Annotated in this window: 10 protein-coding genes; 5 read left to right on the top strand and 5 right to left on the bottom strand. The window is 60.8% G+C overall.

Features of this window, described 5'->3' with window-relative positions; all coding sequences use genetic code 11:
* Positions 1-149: 149 nt before the first annotated feature.
* From ntrC to glnA, 4 genes are all read right to left on the bottom strand, one after another.
* Positions 150-1,586 (bottom strand): nitrogen regulation protein NR(I), encoded by a 1,437-nt coding sequence (ntrC, locus tag HCF10_RS12450; protein ID WP_027605069.1) that lies wholly within the window; start codon positions 1,584-1,586, stop codon positions 150-152.
* A complete protein-coding gene (gene glnL, locus HCF10_RS12445) occupies positions 1,583-2,668 on the bottom strand; it encodes a nitrogen regulation protein NR(II) (RefSeq protein WP_131696908.1) in 1,086 nt (361 codons plus the stop codon). The genes ntrC and glnL overlap by 4 nt, the downstream gene beginning before the upstream one ends.
* 311 nt (positions 2,669-2,979) lie before the next feature.
* Positions 2,980-3,516: a chorismate mutase gene (locus HCF10_RS12440; protein ID WP_145335877.1), complete on the bottom strand. Its 537-nt coding sequence runs from the start codon at positions 3,514-3,516 to the stop codon at positions 2,980-2,982.
* A gap of 111 nt (positions 3,517-3,627) precedes the next feature.
* Positions 3,628-5,034 (bottom strand): glutamate--ammonia ligase, encoded by a 1,407-nt coding sequence (gene glnA, locus HCF10_RS12435; RefSeq protein WP_024072899.1) that lies wholly within the window; start codon positions 5,032-5,034, stop codon positions 3,628-3,630.
* Positions 5,035-5,368: 334 nt separating this feature from the next.
* Here glnA and thiI point away from each other — a divergent pair, with 334 nt between their 5' ends.
* Positions 5,369-6,823 (top strand): tRNA uracil 4-sulfurtransferase ThiI, encoded by a 1,455-nt coding sequence (gene thiI, locus HCF10_RS12430; protein ID WP_167655621.1) that lies wholly within the window; start codon positions 5,369-5,371, stop codon positions 6,821-6,823.
* Positions 6,824-6,962: 139 nt separating this feature from the next.
* Positions 6,963-8,783, top strand: coding sequence for a translational GTPase TypA (gene typA / locus HCF10_RS12425; protein ID WP_131696905.1), 1,821 nt, complete (start codon positions 6,963-6,965; stop codon positions 8,781-8,783).
* Between the two features lie 194 nt (positions 8,784-8,977).
* Here typA and HCF10_RS12420 read toward each other — a convergent pair whose 3' ends face one another.
* The gene (locus tag HCF10_RS12420; RefSeq protein WP_024072902.1) at positions 8,978-9,412 is read right to left on the bottom strand and encodes a YkgJ family cysteine cluster protein; all 435 of its coding nucleotides are present in this window, start codon (positions 9,410-9,412) and stop codon (positions 8,978-8,980) included.
* Positions 9,413-9,651: 239 nt separating this feature from the next.
* Here HCF10_RS12420 and HCF10_RS12415 point away from each other — a divergent pair, with 239 nt between their 5' ends.
* The 3 genes from HCF10_RS12415 (at position 9,652) to HCF10_RS12405 (ending at position 17,126) form a co-directional block, all read left to right on the top strand.
* The gene (locus HCF10_RS12415; RefSeq protein ID WP_167655620.1) at positions 9,652-12,102 is read left to right on the top strand and encodes a glycogen/starch/alpha-glucan phosphorylase; all 2,451 of its coding nucleotides are present in this window, start codon (positions 9,652-9,654) and stop codon (positions 12,100-12,102) included.
* A gap of 156 nt (positions 12,103-12,258) precedes the next feature.
* Entirely contained in the window at positions 12,259-15,774 is a 3,516-nt protein-coding gene (locus HCF10_RS12410; protein ID WP_167655618.1) for a DUF2339 domain-containing protein, read from the top strand.
* Positions 15,774-17,126, top strand: a complete 1,353-nt coding sequence (locus HCF10_RS12405) for a DUF3999 domain-containing protein (protein ID WP_145336120.1) — start codon at positions 15,774-15,776, stop codon at positions 17,124-17,126. Before HCF10_RS12410 ends, HCF10_RS12405 begins: the two co-directional genes overlap by 1 nt.
* Positions 17,127-17,165: the final 39 nt, after the last annotated feature.

The raw sequence follows: 17,165 nt of genomic DNA, 5'->3' as shown, positions 1-17,165 counted from the left end.
GGTTGTCAACGTTCTTGCGGACAGAGTGCGGAGCAAAATGTGGGAGAGGGCTTGCCCTCGATGAGGGCATGCCAGTGAATGCATCTGTTACTGACCCACCGCCATCGGGAGCAAGCCCCCTCCCACATTAGATCTCGGTAGATTGGAGATCAGGCGTCGTCGCCCTCATCGTCATCACCACCATCGACCTTCATGCCCAACTCCTTGATCTTGCGCGTCAGGGTGTTGCGACCCCAACCCAGCAACACGGCGGCATCGCGACGGCGGCCGGCGGTGTGCTTCAGGGCCGTTTCGATCATGATCCGTTCGAACGCCGGTACGGCGCTGTCCAGCAGGTTCGACTGGCCGCGTGCCAGGGCCTGGTCGGCCCATTGGCGCAGTGCCTGCTCCCAGTTGGTCACAGGGGCCGAATCCTGCGGCAGGCTCAGCAGCTCCGGCGGCAGGTCGCCGATGTGCACTTCGCGGCCGGACGCCATCACGGTGATCCAGCGGCAGGTGTTCTCCAGCTGGCGCACGTTGCCGGGCCACGGCAGGTTTTTCAGGTATTCCTCGGTCTCGCTTTTCAGCAACTTCGGCTCGACGGCCAGCTCCTGGGCGGCGCGGCTGAGGAAGTGGCGGGCGAGGGTCGGAATATCTTCGCGGCGGTCCGACATCCGTGGGATATGGATGCGGATCACGTTGAGACGGTGGAACAAGTCCTCACGGAACTTGCCTGCGTGCACCAGGGTTTCCAGGTTCTGGTGAGTCGCGGCGATGATGCGCACATCGACCTTGACCGGTGTGTGCCCGCCCACCCGATAAAACTCGCCGTCCGCCAGTACGCGCAGCAAGCGGGTCTGAGTGTCGGCCGGCATGTCGCCGATTTCATCGAGGAACAGCGTGCCGCCGTCCGCCTGTTCGAAACGCCCGCGACGCAGGTTGGCTGCGCCGGTGAACGCGCCTTTTTCATGGCCGAACAGCTCGGACTCCATCAGATCCTTGGGAATCGCCGCCATGTTCAGCGCGATAAACGGCGAGGCCGCGCGCGGGCTGTGACGGTGCAGGGCGTGGGCCACCAACTCTTTACCGGTACCCGACTCGCCGTTGATCAGCACTGTAATGTTGGAGTGGCTCAAGCGACCGATGGCGCGAAACACTTCCTGCATCGCCGGCGCTTCACCGATGATTTCCGGGGTGCGGGTCAGGGTCGGCGGGGCTTCCTGGTTCTGTTGTTCCTGGGCGTGCTGGTTGGCGCGCTTGACCAGCGCCACGGCCTCGTCCACGTCAAACGGCTTGGGCAGGTACTCGAAGGCACCGCCCTGATAGGACGCGACAGCGCTGTCCAGATCCGAGTGCGCAGTCATGATGATCACCGGCAGGCGCGGGTGCTGCTCGCGAATCCGCGCCAGCAGGTCCAGGCCACTGGCGCCGGGCATGCGGATGTCGGAGATGATCACGTCGGGCTGCTGACGCGCCAGGCGGCTCATCACCCCGTCGGCGCTGTCGAAGCTCTGGGTGGTCATGCCTTCCTGTTGCAAGGCTTTCTCGAGGACCCAGCGGATAGAACGGTCGTCATCGACGATCCACACAGTTTCACTACGGCTCATGTCGATGAGGCTCCTTGTTCCAGAGGCAGAAAGATCGAGAATGTGGTGTGGCCGGGATGGCTCTCACATTCGATCAGACCCTGGTGCTGGCTGATGATGTTCTGGGTAATGGCCAGGCCCAGCCCGGTACCGTCCGGGCGGCCGCTGACCATGGGAAAGAAGATGGTTTCCTGAAGTTCCGCAGGGATGCCTGGGCCGTTGTCGATGATCTCAACCTTGGTCACCAGGCGATGGCGCACGTGGCCGATGGTGAACTGGCGCAGGGCGCGGGTGCGCAGGCTGATGCGGCCCAGGCGCAACTCGTTCTGGCTGCTGATGGCCTGCATGGCATTGCGTACGATATTGAGCACCGCCTGGATCATCTGCTCGCGGTCGATCAATACGTCGGGAATGCTCGGGTCGTAGTCGCGCACCAAGGTGATGCAGCCCTGGCTTTCGGCCTCGACCAACTGACAGACGCGCTCCAGTACTTCGTGCACGTTGGTCATCGCCAGCGACGGCAGCTTGTTGGAGCCGAGCATGCGGTCCACCAGGTTACGCAGGCGGTCAGCCTCTTCGATGATGACGTTGGTGTAGTCCTTGAGGTGCTCGTCCGGCAGCTCGCGGGCCAGCAACTGCGCCGCGCCGCGAATGCCACCCAGCGGGTTCTTGATCTCATGGGCCAGGCCGCGTACCAGCATCTTGCTGGTTTCCTGCTTGGACAGCTGGGCTTCTTCCTTGGTGATTCGCAGCAGGCGGTCGCGGGGGTGCACTTCAAGCAGCAGCAGGGTGGCGCCGTTGCTCAGGATCGGGGTCACGGCGTAGTCGACGGTCAGCGTCTGGCCGGTCAGTGCCGTGAGCATCGCTTCACGCTTGGTGAACGGATGTGCCTGCTCCACGGCTTGGCGCAACGAACTCAAGGCTTCGGCCGACTCGGTGAACAATTCGCTGATGAACTGCCCATGGCTGCGCTGGCCACTGATGGCCAGGAGCATTTCCGCCGCCGGGTTCATGTACTCAAGGCGCAGGTCGTCATTGAGCAGGATGGTCGCGGTGGTCAGGTTGTCGAGTAGCAAACGGTGCAGTGCATCGCTGATGGTCATCGGGACCTCTTTTGGAGCAAGGCGCGGGCTTGAGGCACACGCTGATACAAGGAAAATGCAAAAAACAAACCAAGGCTCCGAAAAGAAGCGTTAAACCCCTGAAATAGGGGTTTAAGGCGCGAAACTGTGGCGTTCTGCCAGCTTGATCGGGAAGTTTCGAACCAAAATGGTGTGAGTCGTTGGGAAGGGTGCAGGATGTCGCACCAATATAGTGCGGTTTTGTGAAGGTTGTTCAGGAAGTGCCGAAATCACACAAATCAAATCTGGGAGGGGTTGCCCCTCTCCCACATTTTTGGATCGGGTTTACAGTTTTAGTCTTTGTAGATACACAGCTCGGCCGTAGCGCGGATCATCGCCAGTTGCCGCAGTGGGTCGTTCAGCGGCTCATGCACTGCTTCGGCCAGCCATTGAGGGCACTGCGGGTCGGTACGTTGTGGGGTGAAGTCCGCCAGTTGTTGCAGCAGGCGTTTTTGCAATTGATCCAGTTGCGGGCGAATCTGCTTCACCAGGTCCGGGCGCGGGTCGTCGGGTGCCTTGCCCTGGAACTGCCAATCGGACAAGTGGGTGTACTGCACCAGCTTGTTTGCCTCGATCTGTGCCGAGAAAAATTGCTCGGCGGCGGCGGGGGCCAGTTTGTAGCTCGGCGCCTGGGCGACGACACTGGCGATCACCTCTTGTTCGCGCTTCTTATCCTCTACAGGTTTTTTGCTGTCCCATTTGCTCAGGGCCACCTGGTCGGCGATCTCCAGGCGTTCGGCGATGCTGTTGAGCAGCGGCTCAAGAGTGGGTGGCGCAGCCAATGCGCTGGCGCTGAAAAACACTAAAGCGAACGCAAGTCGACGTTTCAATGCTGATCTCCTTGTGGGAGGGAGTGGGGGGATTCGGGTTAATTCCCGGGCAAAAAAAGACCTCCCGAAGGAGGCCTTTTTCTTCACGCTGCGTCAAGCAGCGCTACCGGATCAGCAGCTGTAGTACAGCTCGTATTCCAGTGGGTGTACGAAGGTGCGTACTTTGATTTCTTCTTCGCTTTTCAGCTCGATGTAGGCATCGATGAAGTCGTCGCTGAATACGCCGCCTTTGGTCAGGAACGCACGGCCCTTGTCCAGCTCTTCCAGGGCTTCTTTCAGGCTGCCGCACACTTGTGGGATCTCTTTGGCCTCTTCAGGCGGCAGGTCGTACAAGTTTTTGTCGGCGGCGTCGCCAGGGTGGATCTTGTTCTGGATACCGTCCAGGCCAGCCATGACCAGGGCAGCGAAGGCCAGGTATGGGTTGGCTGCCGGATCCGGGAAGCGGGCTTCGATACGGCGAGCGCGCGGGCTGGACACGTAAGGAATACGGATCGAGGCGGAACGGTTGCGAGCCGAGTAGGCCAGCATTACCGGTGCTTCGAAACCTGGGACCAGACGCTTGTAGGAGTTGGTCGACGGGTTGGTGAAGCCGTTCAGGGCCTTACCGTGCTTGATGATGCCGCCGATGAAGTACAGGGCGGTGTCGGACAGGCCGGCATAACCTTCGCCAGCGAAGGTGTTCTTGCCTTCTTTGGCGATGGACAGGTGAACGTGCATACCCGAACCGTTATCGCCGTACAGCGGCTTAGGCATGAACGTAGCGGTACGGCCGTAGGCATCAGCCACGTTGTGTACGCAGTACTTCAGGGTCTGGACTTCGTCAGCCTTGGCAACCAGGGTGTTGAATTTCACACCGATTTCGTTCTGGCCGGCAGTCGCCACTTCGTGGTGGTGAACTTCGATGACCAGGCCCATTTCTTCCATGGCGTTGCACATGGAGGTACGGATTTCGTGGTCGTGGTCGAACGGCGGAACTGGGAAGTAGCCACCTTTGATGCCTGGACGGTGGCCTTTGTTGCCGCCTTCCACGTCCTGGTCGGACATCCACGAACCTTGTTCGGAGAAAATCTTGAACATGGAACCGGAGATGTCGGACTTGAACTTGACCGAATCAAAGATGAAGAATTCTGGTTCCGGGCCTACGAATACGGTGTCGCCGATACCGGTCGACTTCAGGTATTCCTCGGCACGCTTGGCGATCGCACGTGGGTCACGGTCGTAGCCTTGCATGGTCGAAGGCTCGATCACGTCGCAGACGATGATCAGGGTTGGGTCTTCGGTGAACGGGTCGAGGACGGCAGTGCTGTCGTCCGGCATCAGGATCATGTCGGAGGCTTCGATGCCTTTCCAGCCAGCGATGGAGGAACCGTCGAACATTTTGCCTTCTTCGAAGAAAGCATCATCCAGCGCGTCGCGAGCCGGCATGGTCACGTGGTGCTGAGTGCCTTTGGTGTCCGTGAAGCGCAGATCAATCCATTTAACGTCATGATCTTTGATGAGTTGAACCGACTTCGACATAGTGTCCTCCGGGTGGCTTCGGGCTGGGGTAGTGGAGTTAGCCCTTAGAATGTGGGTGATGCCGGCGCGGATAGTCCGCCATGGCAACCTGCCTCACAAGAGAGCAAATTGCATGCCAGTGCGCCAACATGGGTTTTTTGCTCCAAAAACGCCCTATAAAAGGTACATAGCGACAAAAGCCCGAAATTCGAGCACTGAAATGTGGCGCCTGGCGATGCAAATGCACCTCTTTAGTGCGTGACGAGTGTTGTGCATATTAACTGGTTAAACCTTGAGCGATTTCCGCTATAATCCGCGCCCCCCTTTTTCGGCAGGCCCTGCGCGCGCTGTTTCCATGAAATTAATCGTTAAAGTCTTCCCCGAGATCACCATCAAGAGCCGACCGGTACGGATGCGTTTCATCCGTCAGTTGGCCAAGAACATCCGTGCCGTGCTCCGCGATCTGGACCCGGCTGTGGTGGTGAACGGTGTGTGGGACAACCTCGAGCTGGAAACCCGCCTGACCGACGCCAAAGCCTTGAAGGACATGACCGAGCGCCTGAGCTGCATGCCGGGTATCGCGCATTTCCTGCAGGTGGATGAGTACCCGCTGGGCGACTTCGACGACATCACCGAAAAATGCAAACGGCACTTCGGCGACAGCCTTGAAGGCAAGATTTTTTCGGTGCGCTGCAAGCGTGCCGGCAAGCACCCATTCAGCTCCATGGACGTCGAGAAATACGTCGGCAGCAAGCTGCGTCGCGAGTGCGGCGCCGCCGGAATTTCCCTCAAGGCGCCGCAAATTGAAGTGCGCATGGAAATTCGCGACCAACGGTTGTTTGTGATTCACAGCCAGCACGACAGCATCGGCGGCTATCCGCTGGGCGCCCTGGAACAGACCCTGGTCCTCATGTCCGGCGGTTTCGATTCCACGGTGGCGGCCTACCAGATCATGCGCCGCGGCCTGATGAGCCACTTCTGCTTCTTTAACCTGGGCGGACGTGCACACGAATTGGGCGTGATGGAAGTTGCGCACTTTATCTGGAAGAAGTACGGCAGCTCCCAACGCGTGCTATTTGTGAGCGTACCGTTCGAGGAAGTGCTGGGCGAAATTCTCGGTAAAGTCGATAACAGTCATATGGGCGTAGTTTTGAAGCGTATGATGTTGCGCGCCGCGTCCCGAATCGCCGATCAGTTGCAGATCGACGCGCTGGTGACCGGTGAAGCGATTTCCCAGGTTTCCAGCCAGACGCTGCCGAACCTGTCGCTGATCGACTGCGTGACTGAAAAGCTGGTGCTGCGCCCGCTGATCGCCAGCCACAAGCAGGACATTATCGACTTGGCAGAAGCAATCGGCACCGCCGACTTTGCCAAGCACATGCCTGAATACTGCGGGGTCATTTCGGTGAACCCCAAGACCCACGCCAAGCGCAACCGCGTGGAGTACGAAGAACAACAGTTTGATATGGCGGTTCTGGAGCGTGCGATCCAGAACGCCAAGCTGGTCCCGATCGATCGTGTTATCGACGAGCTGGGCCAGGATGTGCAGATCGAAGAAGTTGGCGAAGCCCTGGCCGGTCAGATCGTCATCGACATCCGTCACCCGGATGCCGCTGAAGATGAGCCGCTGGAAGTCGCCGGCATCGACGTACAAACGCTGCCGTTCTATGCATTGAACGCGCGTTTCAAGGAACTGGATAACAGCCGTCAGTACCTGCTGTATTGCGACAAAGGCGTGATGAGTCGCCTGCATGCCCACCATTTGCTCAGTGAGGGGCATGCCAATGTGCGCGTTTATCGACCGAGCTAAGAGCCCGGGGCTGTTTGCCTGTGGCCTGCGTCACCGGCCCCCCGACTCTGCCGTCAAGCTGTAACGGCAAGGCCTGACTCTACTGTTAATCGCTGCCACGACCTGTCAGCACACCGAATCCTCTGATCGAGATACACAAGTGATCGAAAATCTACGTAACATCGCCATCATTGCCCACGTTGACCATGGTAAAACCACCCTGGTAGACAAACTCCTGCGTCAATCCGGCACCCTGGAGCGCAACGAGCTCAACGACGAGCGCGTGATGGACTCCAACGACCAGGAAAAAGAGCGCGGTATTACCATCCTGGCTAAAAACACCGCTATCAACTGGAACGGCTACCACATCAACATCGTGGACACCCCGGGCCACGCCGACTTCGGCGGCGAAGTAGAACGCGTAATGTCGATGGTTGACTCCGTTCTGCTGCTGGTTGACGCTCAAGACGGCCCTATGCCGCAAACCCGTTTCGTGACCAAGAAGGCTTTCGAAGCCGGCCTGCGTCCGATCGTGTGCATCAACAAGGTTGACCGTCCAGGCGCGCGTCCGGACTGGGTTCTGGACCAGATCTTCGACCTGTTCGACAACCTGGGCGCCACCGAAGAGCAACTTGATTTCCAAGTGATCTACGCATCGGCCCTGAACGGTATTGCCGGTCTGGAACACACCGCCATGGCGGAAGACATGACCCCGCTGTACCAGGCGATCGTTGACCACGTTCCACCACCGAAGGTTGACCGTGACGGTCCGTTCCAGATGCAAATCTCGGCACTGGACTACAACAGCTTCCTGGGTGTTATCGGCGTTGGCCGTATCGCCCGTGGTAGCGTCAAGCCGAACACCCCGGTTGTCGCTATCGGCGCCGACGGCAAGAAGCGTAACGGTCGTATCCTGAAGCTGATGGGTCACCACGGCCTGCACCGTATCGACGTTGAAGAAGCCTTCGCCGGCGACATCGTGTGCGTCAGCGGTATGGACTCGCTGTTCATCTCCGACACCCTGTGCCAGCCGGACACTGTCGAGGCGATGAAGCCTCTGACCGTTGACGAGCCAACCGTCTCCATGACCTTCCAGGTAAACGACTCGCCTTTCTGCGGTAAAGAAGGCAAGTTCGTGACTTCCCGTAACATTAAGGAACGTCTGGACAAAGAGCTGCTGTACAACGTTGCACTGCGCGTTGAAGAAGGCGACTCGGCTGACAAGTTCAAGGTTTCCGGCCGTGGTGAGCTGCACCTCTCGGTACTGATCGAAACCATGCGTCGCGAAGGCTTCGAAATGGGCGTTGGTCGTCCAGAAGTGATCATCCGTCAGGTTGACGGCGTGAAGCAGGAACCGTTCGAAAACGTCACCATCGACACCCCTGAAGAATCCCAGGGCAAGGTCATGGAAGAGATGGGCCTGCGTAAGGGCGACCTGACCAACATGGTGCCGGATGGCAAAGGCCGTGTGCGTCTGGAATACAACATCCCTGCTCGTGGTCTGATCGGTTTCCGTAACCAGTTCCTGACCCTGACCAACGGTGCTGGCATCCTGACCTCGATCTTCGATCGCTACGACACCATGAAGTCCGGCGACATGTCCGGCCGTCAGAACGGTGTTCTGGTCTCGGTAGAAACCGGCAAGGCACTGACCTACTCCCTGGAAACCCTCCAGGCGCGTGGCAAGCTGTTCGTTGAACACGGTCAAGAGATCTACAACGGTCAGATCGTTGGTCTGAACAGCCGTGACAACGACATGGGCGTCAACCCAACCAAAGGCAAGAAGCTCGACAACATGCGTGCTTCGGGTAAAGACGAAACCATCGCCCTGGTTCCACCTGTTCGCTTCACCCTGGAACAGGCCCTGGAATTCATCCAGGACGACGAGCTGTGCGAAGTGACGCCGAAGTCGATCCGCCTGCGTAAGAAGATCCTGGACGAAGGCGAGCGTACCCGCGCTGCCAAGAAATCCAAGAACTGAGTTAACTCAGGCTGAATGAAAAACGCCCCCGGTCGAAAGGCCGGGGGCGTTTTTTTATGCCTGCAGTTTTGGTGGTGGTTGTACTGGCCTCATCGGGGGGCAAGCCTCCTCCCACCTTTGAATGTGTTCACAGATCAAAATGTGGGAGGGGGCTTGCCCCCGATAGGACCCTTGAGAGCCCCACAAAACCCGAATCAGAACTTATCGAGGGTCTTGAATTTGGTCTCGCGCACCACTTCCTTCGGCTTGTACGCGCAATACCCCGGCCTCGGCCCGATTTTCGGGTGGTTGCGGCAGGTATCCGGGCGCTTGTCATAAATAGTGCAGAAGCGCGTCTTACGATCCAGGTACAGGCAGTCGTTGTTGCTCATGCGCTGCAGGGTAAAAATCTCGGATTTGTTGTTGTAGCGCTCGACGATGCCTTCCTTCTGCAACCGCTTGGCGATGTTCTTCGGCGGGTCGCCGCGCTCGAACTCATCGACGATGCCAATGCGGATCAGGTCCTTGATCTTCACCTCAACCGGCAGTGTGCAGCAGCTGGACACGCAGCCGCCGCACATATGGGCGGAATATTTCTGCCAAGTCTCGAGACGGTCGAGTTCCGCGGCGGCGATCAGTTGAGGCTTCATCGGGGTTCCAAAAGGTGGGGCTGTATCTGGGCGCGCGATAATACCGGGATTGGTGTTTTTTTGAACAATATTTTGCGTATTTCAGCTCAAAGGCTTGGACATGGGCAGATCGGGCACGACCCCTGCATCAAATGCCTGTAAAGGTGAATGAGTTAAAAAACTGCCGAACCAGAGCGTCTACCGTCTGTCAGACCGACTAGGCTCTAGCAACTCCTTCAATCTCGCCCGAGGTCGCACCGATGTCTCAGGAACCGCTTGCACGAGAAGTAGAGGTAGCCGCATTCCGCGATGCTGTCTTGACCAAACTCACCTACGCGGTGGGCAAAGACCCGGACCATGCCTTCGACCACGACTGGTTCGAAGCCATTGCCCTGGCCGCCCGCGACCAGATGGTCGACCACTGGATGGACCACACGCGGCGTATCTACCGCAAAGGCCAGAAGCGGGTTTATTACCTCTCCCTGGAATTTCTTATCGGCCGCCTGCTCTACGACAGCCTGAGCAACCTTGGCGTGCTGGAGATCGCTCGCGAAGCGCTGTCTGAACTCGGTGTGGACCTCGAGCGCATCCGCCTGCTCGAGCCCGATGCGGCGCTTGGCAACGGCGGCCTGGGCCGTCTGGCGGCGTGCTTTATGGAAAGCATGTCGACCTTGGGCATCGCCGGCCACGGCTATGGCATTCGTTATGAGCACGGTTTGTTCCGTCAGGCGATTGTCGATGGCTGGCAGCAGGAGCAGACCGAGCGCTGGCTGGATTTCGGCAACCCGTGGGAATTCGAACGGGCCGAGGTGATTTACCCGATTGGCTTTGGCGGCAGCGTCGAGACCCTGCCGGATGCCTCCGGCAAGCAGATCCAGGTGTGGACGCCCAACGAAACCGTGCGCGCCGTTGCCTACGACACCCCGGTGGTCGGCTGGCGCGGCGCCAGCGTCAATACTTTGCGCCTGTGGCGTGCCCGTGCGGTGGAAGACCTGCACCTGGAGCGCTTCAACGCCGGTGACCATTTGGGCGCCGTCGCCGAAGTGGCCCGCGCCGAGAGCATCTCCCGAGTGCTTTACCCGGCGGACAGCACCGAAGCGGGGCAGGAACTGCGCCTGCGCCAGGAATACTTTTTCGTCGCCGCCTCCTTGCAGGACCTGTTGCGTCGCCACAAGAACATGCACGGCTCGGTCCTGAGCCTGGGTGAACACGCGGCGATCCAGCTCAACGACACCCACCCCTCGATCGCCGTGGCCGAGTTGATGCGCCAGTTGGTCGACCTGCACGACATTCCGTGGGAAGCCGCGTGGGATGTCACCGTCGAAACCCTGTCGTACACCAACCACACTCTGTTGCCCGAAGCCCTGGAAACCTGGCCGGTCGGTCTGATGGAACGCATGCTGCCCCGGCACATGCAGATCATCTACCTGATCAACGCGCAGCACATCGATGCGCTGCGCGCCAAGGGTATTCATGACTTCGACGTGCTGCGCGCCGTCTCCCTGATCGAAGAAGACAACGGCCGCCGTGTGCGCATGGGTAACCTGGCGTTCCTCGGCTCCCACAGCGTCAACGGCGTGTCCGGCCTGCACACCCAACTGATGCGCAGCACAGTGTTCTCCGAACTGCACAAGCTCTACCCGGAGCGCATCAACAACAAAACCAACGGCATTACCTTCCGCCGCTGGCTGTACCAGGCGAACCCCAAGCTCACCGATATGCTGGTGGACGCCTTGGGCCCGGACATTCTCGACAACATGGAAACCCGCCTGGGCGAGTTGGAAACCTTCGCCGAGAAACAGGCCTTCCGCAAAGCCTTCGCCGACCAGCGCCTGCACAGTAAGCGTGCACTGGCCGAGATCATCCATGAGCGCCTGGGCATTTCGGTGAACCCGGCGGCGATGTTCGACGTGCAGGTCAAGCGTATCCACGAATACAAGCGCCAACTCCTGAACCTGCTGCACACCGTGGCGCTGTACCAGGCGATCCGTGCCGAGCCGGGCACCGACTGGGTGCCACGGGTGAAGATCTTCGCGGGCAAGGCGGCGGCCAGTTATCACCAGGCCAAGTTGATCATCAAGCTGACCAACGACATCGCGCGCACCGTCAACAACGACCCGACCGTGCGCGGCTTGCTCAAGGTGGTGTTCCTGCCCAACTACAACGTCAGCCTGGCGGAAAGCATCATCCCAGCGGCGGACTTGTCGGAGCAGATCTCCACCGCCGGCTTTGAAGCATCGGGCACCAGTAACATGAAGTTCGGCCTCAACGGCGCGCTGACCATCGGCACCATGGACGGCGCCAACGTGGAAATGCACGAGCGCGTAGGGGCCGATCACATGTTTATCTTCGGCCTCAGCGCCCAGCAGGTCGAGGCGCGTAAACATGCCGGTGAATTCAACGCCGGGCCCGACATTGCTGCGTCCCACCGTCTGAACGACGTGCTGCAAGCGATTCGGGGCGGGGTGTTTTCGCCGGATGATCCGGGCCGCTATGTGGGCTTGATCGACGGGTTGATCGACTACGACCGCTTCCTGGTCTGTGCCGATTTCGATTCCTACTGGGATGCCCAGGCGCGGGTCGAAGCGCATTGGCATGATTCCAAGGCGTGGTGGCGTTCGGCGGTGCTCAATACCGCACGGATGGGCTGGTTCTCGTCGGACCGGACGATCCGCGAGTACGCAACCGAGATCTGGAAAGCCTTGGACTAAACACTGCGATAGCAAATGTGGGAGGGGGCTTGCTCCCGATAGCAGAGTGTCAGTTTGCAGATATGTCGACTGGTACACCGCTATCGGGAGCAAGCCCCTCCCACATTGGTTGCGCGTCGATATACTGAGCGCCGGTTTGCTTAGGGAATATCGACCATGCAATGGATTTTCATGCTGATTGGCCTGGTGCTCGGCTGGACGCTCGATGAGTCGTTCTACGATGCGGGTATCGGTGCGCTGTTGGGGTTGGGCATTGGCCAGGCGATTCGCCTGTCCAAGCTGGCGACCCAGGCGCAGCAGCAGGCTGCTCAGTTGGAAACCACGCAGAAGGCGCTGATCGCCCTGGGTGAGCGCCTGCGGCAACTGGAAGTACCCACGTCGACGAGCCCTGTCATTGTCGAAACACCTGTCTCTGAGCCGGCACCTGTCGCCAAGGTGCCCGAACTGGTGTGGGAGCTGCCGGCTGAATTGGCGCCTGTCGCGATGGTCGCCGAACCGAGCCAACCACTGCCGGATGACGTCTGGGCGCCTGCCCCGACGCCACGCCCGCCTCAAGAACCTGTCGCTCCCCGTGGCCCCAACCTGATCGAACGTGCCATCAGCGGCGCACGCAATTGGCTGTTTGGTGGCAATACCGTGCTGCGTGTCGGCGTGGTGCTGCTGTTCCTCGGCCTGGCCTTCCTGCTGCGCTACGCCACCGAAGGCATGGTGGTGCCGATCGAGCTGCGTTACGCCGGGGTTGCTGCAGCGGCCCTTGGCCTGCTGGGCCTTGGCTGGTGGCTGCGGCTGCGCAACAGCAACTACGGCTTGATGCTGCAAGGCACCGGCATTGCGGTGCTGTACTTGACGGTGTTTGCCGCGATGCGCCTGCACCCGTTGATCGACCCGAGTGCGGCGCTGGGCCTGTTGGTGGCGGTCACGGTGTTCTCGGCGATTCTGGCGATTACCCAGGATGCGTTGGGACTGGCCTGTGCGGCAGCGCTCGGCGGTTTCGCGGCACCGATCCTGACGTCGACCGGCGCCGGCAGCCACGTCGCGCTGTTCAGTTATTTTGCCCTGCTCAACGCCGGTATCCTTGCTATCGCGTGGTTCAAGGCCTGGCGCTTGCTCAACCTGATCGGCTTTGTCGGCACCTTCGGTATCGGCTTTGCCTGGGGCATGCGCTCCTACACGCCGGAACTGCTGTGGAGTACCGAGCCGTTCTTGATCCTGTTCTTCCTGATGTACCTGGCTATCGGCCTGTTGTTCGCCCGGCGCAAGTTGCGGGAGATGGGCGATGCACCCGAAGGCCGTGATGCGTTGTTGCGCTGGTCGGCATCCAAAGGCGATTACGTCGATGGCAGTATGCTGTTCGGCCCGCCGCTGGTGGGTTTTGGCCTGCAGTTCGCGCTGGTGCAGCACCTTGAGTTCGCCGCTGCGTTCAGCGCACTGGGCCTGGGCATCCTCTACATGGGCCTGGCCCGTGTGCTCAGTGGCGGGCGCGCCTTGCTGCTGGCGGAAACCTGCCTGGCCCTGGGGGTGATCTTTGCCAGCCTGGCGATTCCCCTGGGCCTCGATGCACGCTGGACTGCAGCCGCCTGGGCCGTGGAGGGCGCCGGGATCTTCTGGCTCGGCTTGCGTCAGCAGCGGCCGTTGGCGCGGGCATTTGGCCTGTTGCTGCAATTGGGCTCGGCGCTGGCGTTTCTCAGTGAACTGCGCATCGGCGAACACACGCTGCTTGAGGGGGCGCCCTTGGGGGCGCTGTTGTTGGGCGCGGCGTTGCTGTTCAGCTTTGACCAACTGCGCAAGGCCGCGATGGAGCAGGCGGCAGACTGGGAGCGCAAGGGCCTGCCGGTTCTGGCCAGCCTCGGCCTGACCTGTGTGTACTTGCTCGCGCCGCTGCTGTTGCTGACTCAAGGCGTTGCCATCAGTTGGGCGCTCGCGGGTCTGGCGACACTGTTTATCGGCTTGCGGATTGGCTCGCGCACCTTCCTGTTCACGGCGTTTGCCGTACAACTGCTGGGCGGGGCGTTGTTCCTGCTGCGCCTGCAAGGCGGCGACTCGGCAGCGGTATTCAACGCCGGTTGGAACGGCCTGCTCACCGCGTCGTTGGTCGGCCTGGCGTTGATCGGCGGCATGCTGCTGGCGGCGCGTGACGACATGGTACGCAGCGATGTGCGCCTGTTGCGCGGGCTGTCCGTGGTGCTGTTGGCCGGGTTGGTGCTGATCAATCTCGCCGTGTTGTTTGTACTGCCATGGGAAAGCGCCAGTGGTGTGTGGGCGGCCAGTGGGTTGTTGATCATCTGGTTGAGCCTGTACCTGCAACAGCGCGTCAGTTTCGTGTTCGGGTTACTGCTGCAAGTGATCGGCGGCGCGTCGTTCCTGCTGGCGGTGCCGGAGCTGCTCGGGCCCCTGAGCAGCGAGGGTTTGCGTCCTCTGGGGCATAGCGGTTTCTGGACGCCGATGGTGTTGGGCCTGGCCGCCTTGATCGGCGCCTGGCGCTTGCAACGTGAGCCTCATGCGCCGGTGTTTGTGGTACTCAAGCTGCAACGCCTGTCTGACCTGCTGCTGGTGTGGGGCGCGGGGTGGTGGGCGTTGGCGCTGATCGCTGAAGTGCTGCGGTTTATTCCCGACGAGCTCCAGGGCTCGTTCCTGCTGGGTATCGCGGCGGTCAGCGTGGCGATCTGGGCGCTGCTCGCGACGCGGCTGCGCTGGGCATCGCTGGGCGTGTTGTGCATCTTGTTGATGCCGGCGGCGGGCCTGGTGCTGCTGGTGTCCGCGCATCACTATTACCACCCGGCGGCGCAGTACGGCTGGCTGGCGTGGTTGGCAGTATTTGGCGTGCATTTCATCGCGCTGCGGCGTTTGGCGACGGTGGTGCCGGCCAACGTTCTGAGCGTTGCTCACGTGTTGGGTTGCTGGATGTTGATCGGCGTATTGGCGCTGGAACTGCGCTACGCCCTGTTGTTGCTGTCGAGCGAATACAACGCCTGGCGCTGGTTGGGCTGGGCGATCCTGCCAAGTCTGTATCTGGTGCTGGCTGCTGCACCGCGCAACTGGCCGTGGCCGGTGTCGGCGTATCCACGGGAATATCGAGTGCTGGCGGCACTCCCATTGGCGGTGCTGATGCTGGGCTGGTTCTGGCTGGCGAATACCTTCAGCGACGGCACGGCCAAGCCGTTGCCCTATGTGCCGTTGCTCAACCCGCTGGATCTGGGCTTGCTGTTTGCGCTGCTGGGCGTGTACCTGTGGTCGCGCAGCGTGGCGCCGCAGCGAGGGCCGCGCGCTGAATTGATCGCCCAAGGCATTGCGGGTATCTCGCTGTTCGCGTTCTTTACGGCCTTGGTGATGCGCACCGCACACCACTGGGGCGGCGTGCCGTTCCATCTGGATGCGTTGCTGGAGTCGATGTTGGTGCAAGCGGGCCTGTCGATTGTCTGGACCTTGATCGCCCTCGGCCTGATGATCGGCGGCCACCTGCGCCATCGCCGCGAAGTGTGGCTGATCGGCGCGGCGCTGATCGCGGTGGTGGTGGCCAAGCTGTTCTTTGTCGAGCTGAGCAACCGTGGCGGCCTGGCGCGGATCGTGTCGTTTATCGGCGTGGGTGGGTTGTTGCTGGTGGTGGGCTACTTTGCGCCGCTGCCGCCCAAGCGTGCCGAACCTGTGTTGGAAACTGAAGGAGCATCCTCTTGATCGGTAAGTTGAGCGTGGTCGTGCTGGGCATGTGTACGACGTTGTCGGTGTGGGCGCAGGAAACTCCGGCCGACTTCAGCAGCCAGGTGCCGCTGAGCGTCAGCGGCAACGGCCCCTGGTATCGCCTAGAGTTGCCGTTGGCCGTGCAACTGAATGCGCGCCAGGCTGACCTCAGCGATGTGCGCGTGTTTAACGCTGCCGGTGAACCCCAGGCCTACGCGCTGTCGCGTCAAACGTCGCAACGCACCGAACGTCGTGAAGTCACCGACGTGAAGTGGTTCCCGCTGTACGCCGCCGACACCCAGGCAACCTTGCCCGGTGTCGTGATGAAAACCACGGCCGAAGGCACCCTGGTGGAAATCAAGCCGTCCACCGCACCGAAGCCGGGCAAGCAGGTGCTGCGCGGCTGGGTGCTTGACGCCAGTAGGATCAAGGCACCGTTGCAGCAGTTGAGCCTGGACTGGAGTCACGAGCAAGAGGGCTTCCAGCGCTTCAGCATTGAAGCCAGTGATGACTTGCAGCACTGGGAATCCTGGGGGGATGGGCAAGTCGCGCGTTTGTCGTTTGCCGACGAGCGGGTCGAGCAGCATGACGTCAGCTTGCCGGGGCAATCCGCGCGTTACCTGCGCCTGGTGTGGAAGGGGCAAGCGGCGCCGTTGCTGACATCCGCCAAGTTGGCCAGTGCAACCAGCAGCAGCCTGCCGATGCCGCTGGTATGGTCGCAGCCGCTCTCGGGCACGCGGCTCAAGGCGGGCGAGTACAGCTGGAAGCTGCCCACCGGGCTGGGTGTCGAGCGCTTGCGTATCGAGTTGAAGCAGCCCAATACGCTGGCGCCGGTGACCTTGGCGGGGCGACGCGATGGCAATCAGGCCTGGCAGCCGTTGAGCAATGGCGTGTTGTATCGCCTGACCCAGAATGGCCAGGACGTGGTGCAGGACGAATTGCAGCTGCCCGGCCAGACGGTCACCGAACTCAAGTTGCAGGTCGACGAGCGCGGCGGCGGCCTGGGCGTCGAAGCGCCGGCCCTGCACTTCGCGGTGCGCGCCACGCAGTTGGTGTTCCTGGCGCGGGGCGAGCCACCGTTCACGCTGGCGTTGGGGAATGCCTCGGCGAAGGCGGCGAACCTGCCGCTGTCGACGCTGATCCCCGATTACAACGCCGAGCGCCTCAACACGATGGGTCAGGCCAAGGTGGCCGGGGCCGTCGCGGTCACTTCGCCGGTGGTCACAGCGGCTGTCGACAGCGGGCCGAACTGGAAAACATTCGGACTCTGGGCCGTGTTACTGCTCGGCGTCGCTGCACTGGGAGCCATGGCCTACAGTTTGCTGCGCAAGCCGCCGGTGGCACGTTAAATAAAGTCCATGAACTCTATTGGGTTTTAATCCTCTGAT

This window comes from Pseudomonas sp. B14(2022) (assembly GCF_012030485.1).
In the GTDB taxonomy this organism is placed as follows: Bacteria; Pseudomonadota; Gammaproteobacteria; order Pseudomonadales; family Pseudomonadaceae; genus Aquipseudomonas.
Note: the sequence above shows the minus strand (reverse complement) of the source record. Positions and strands in the feature narration are given on the sequence as shown.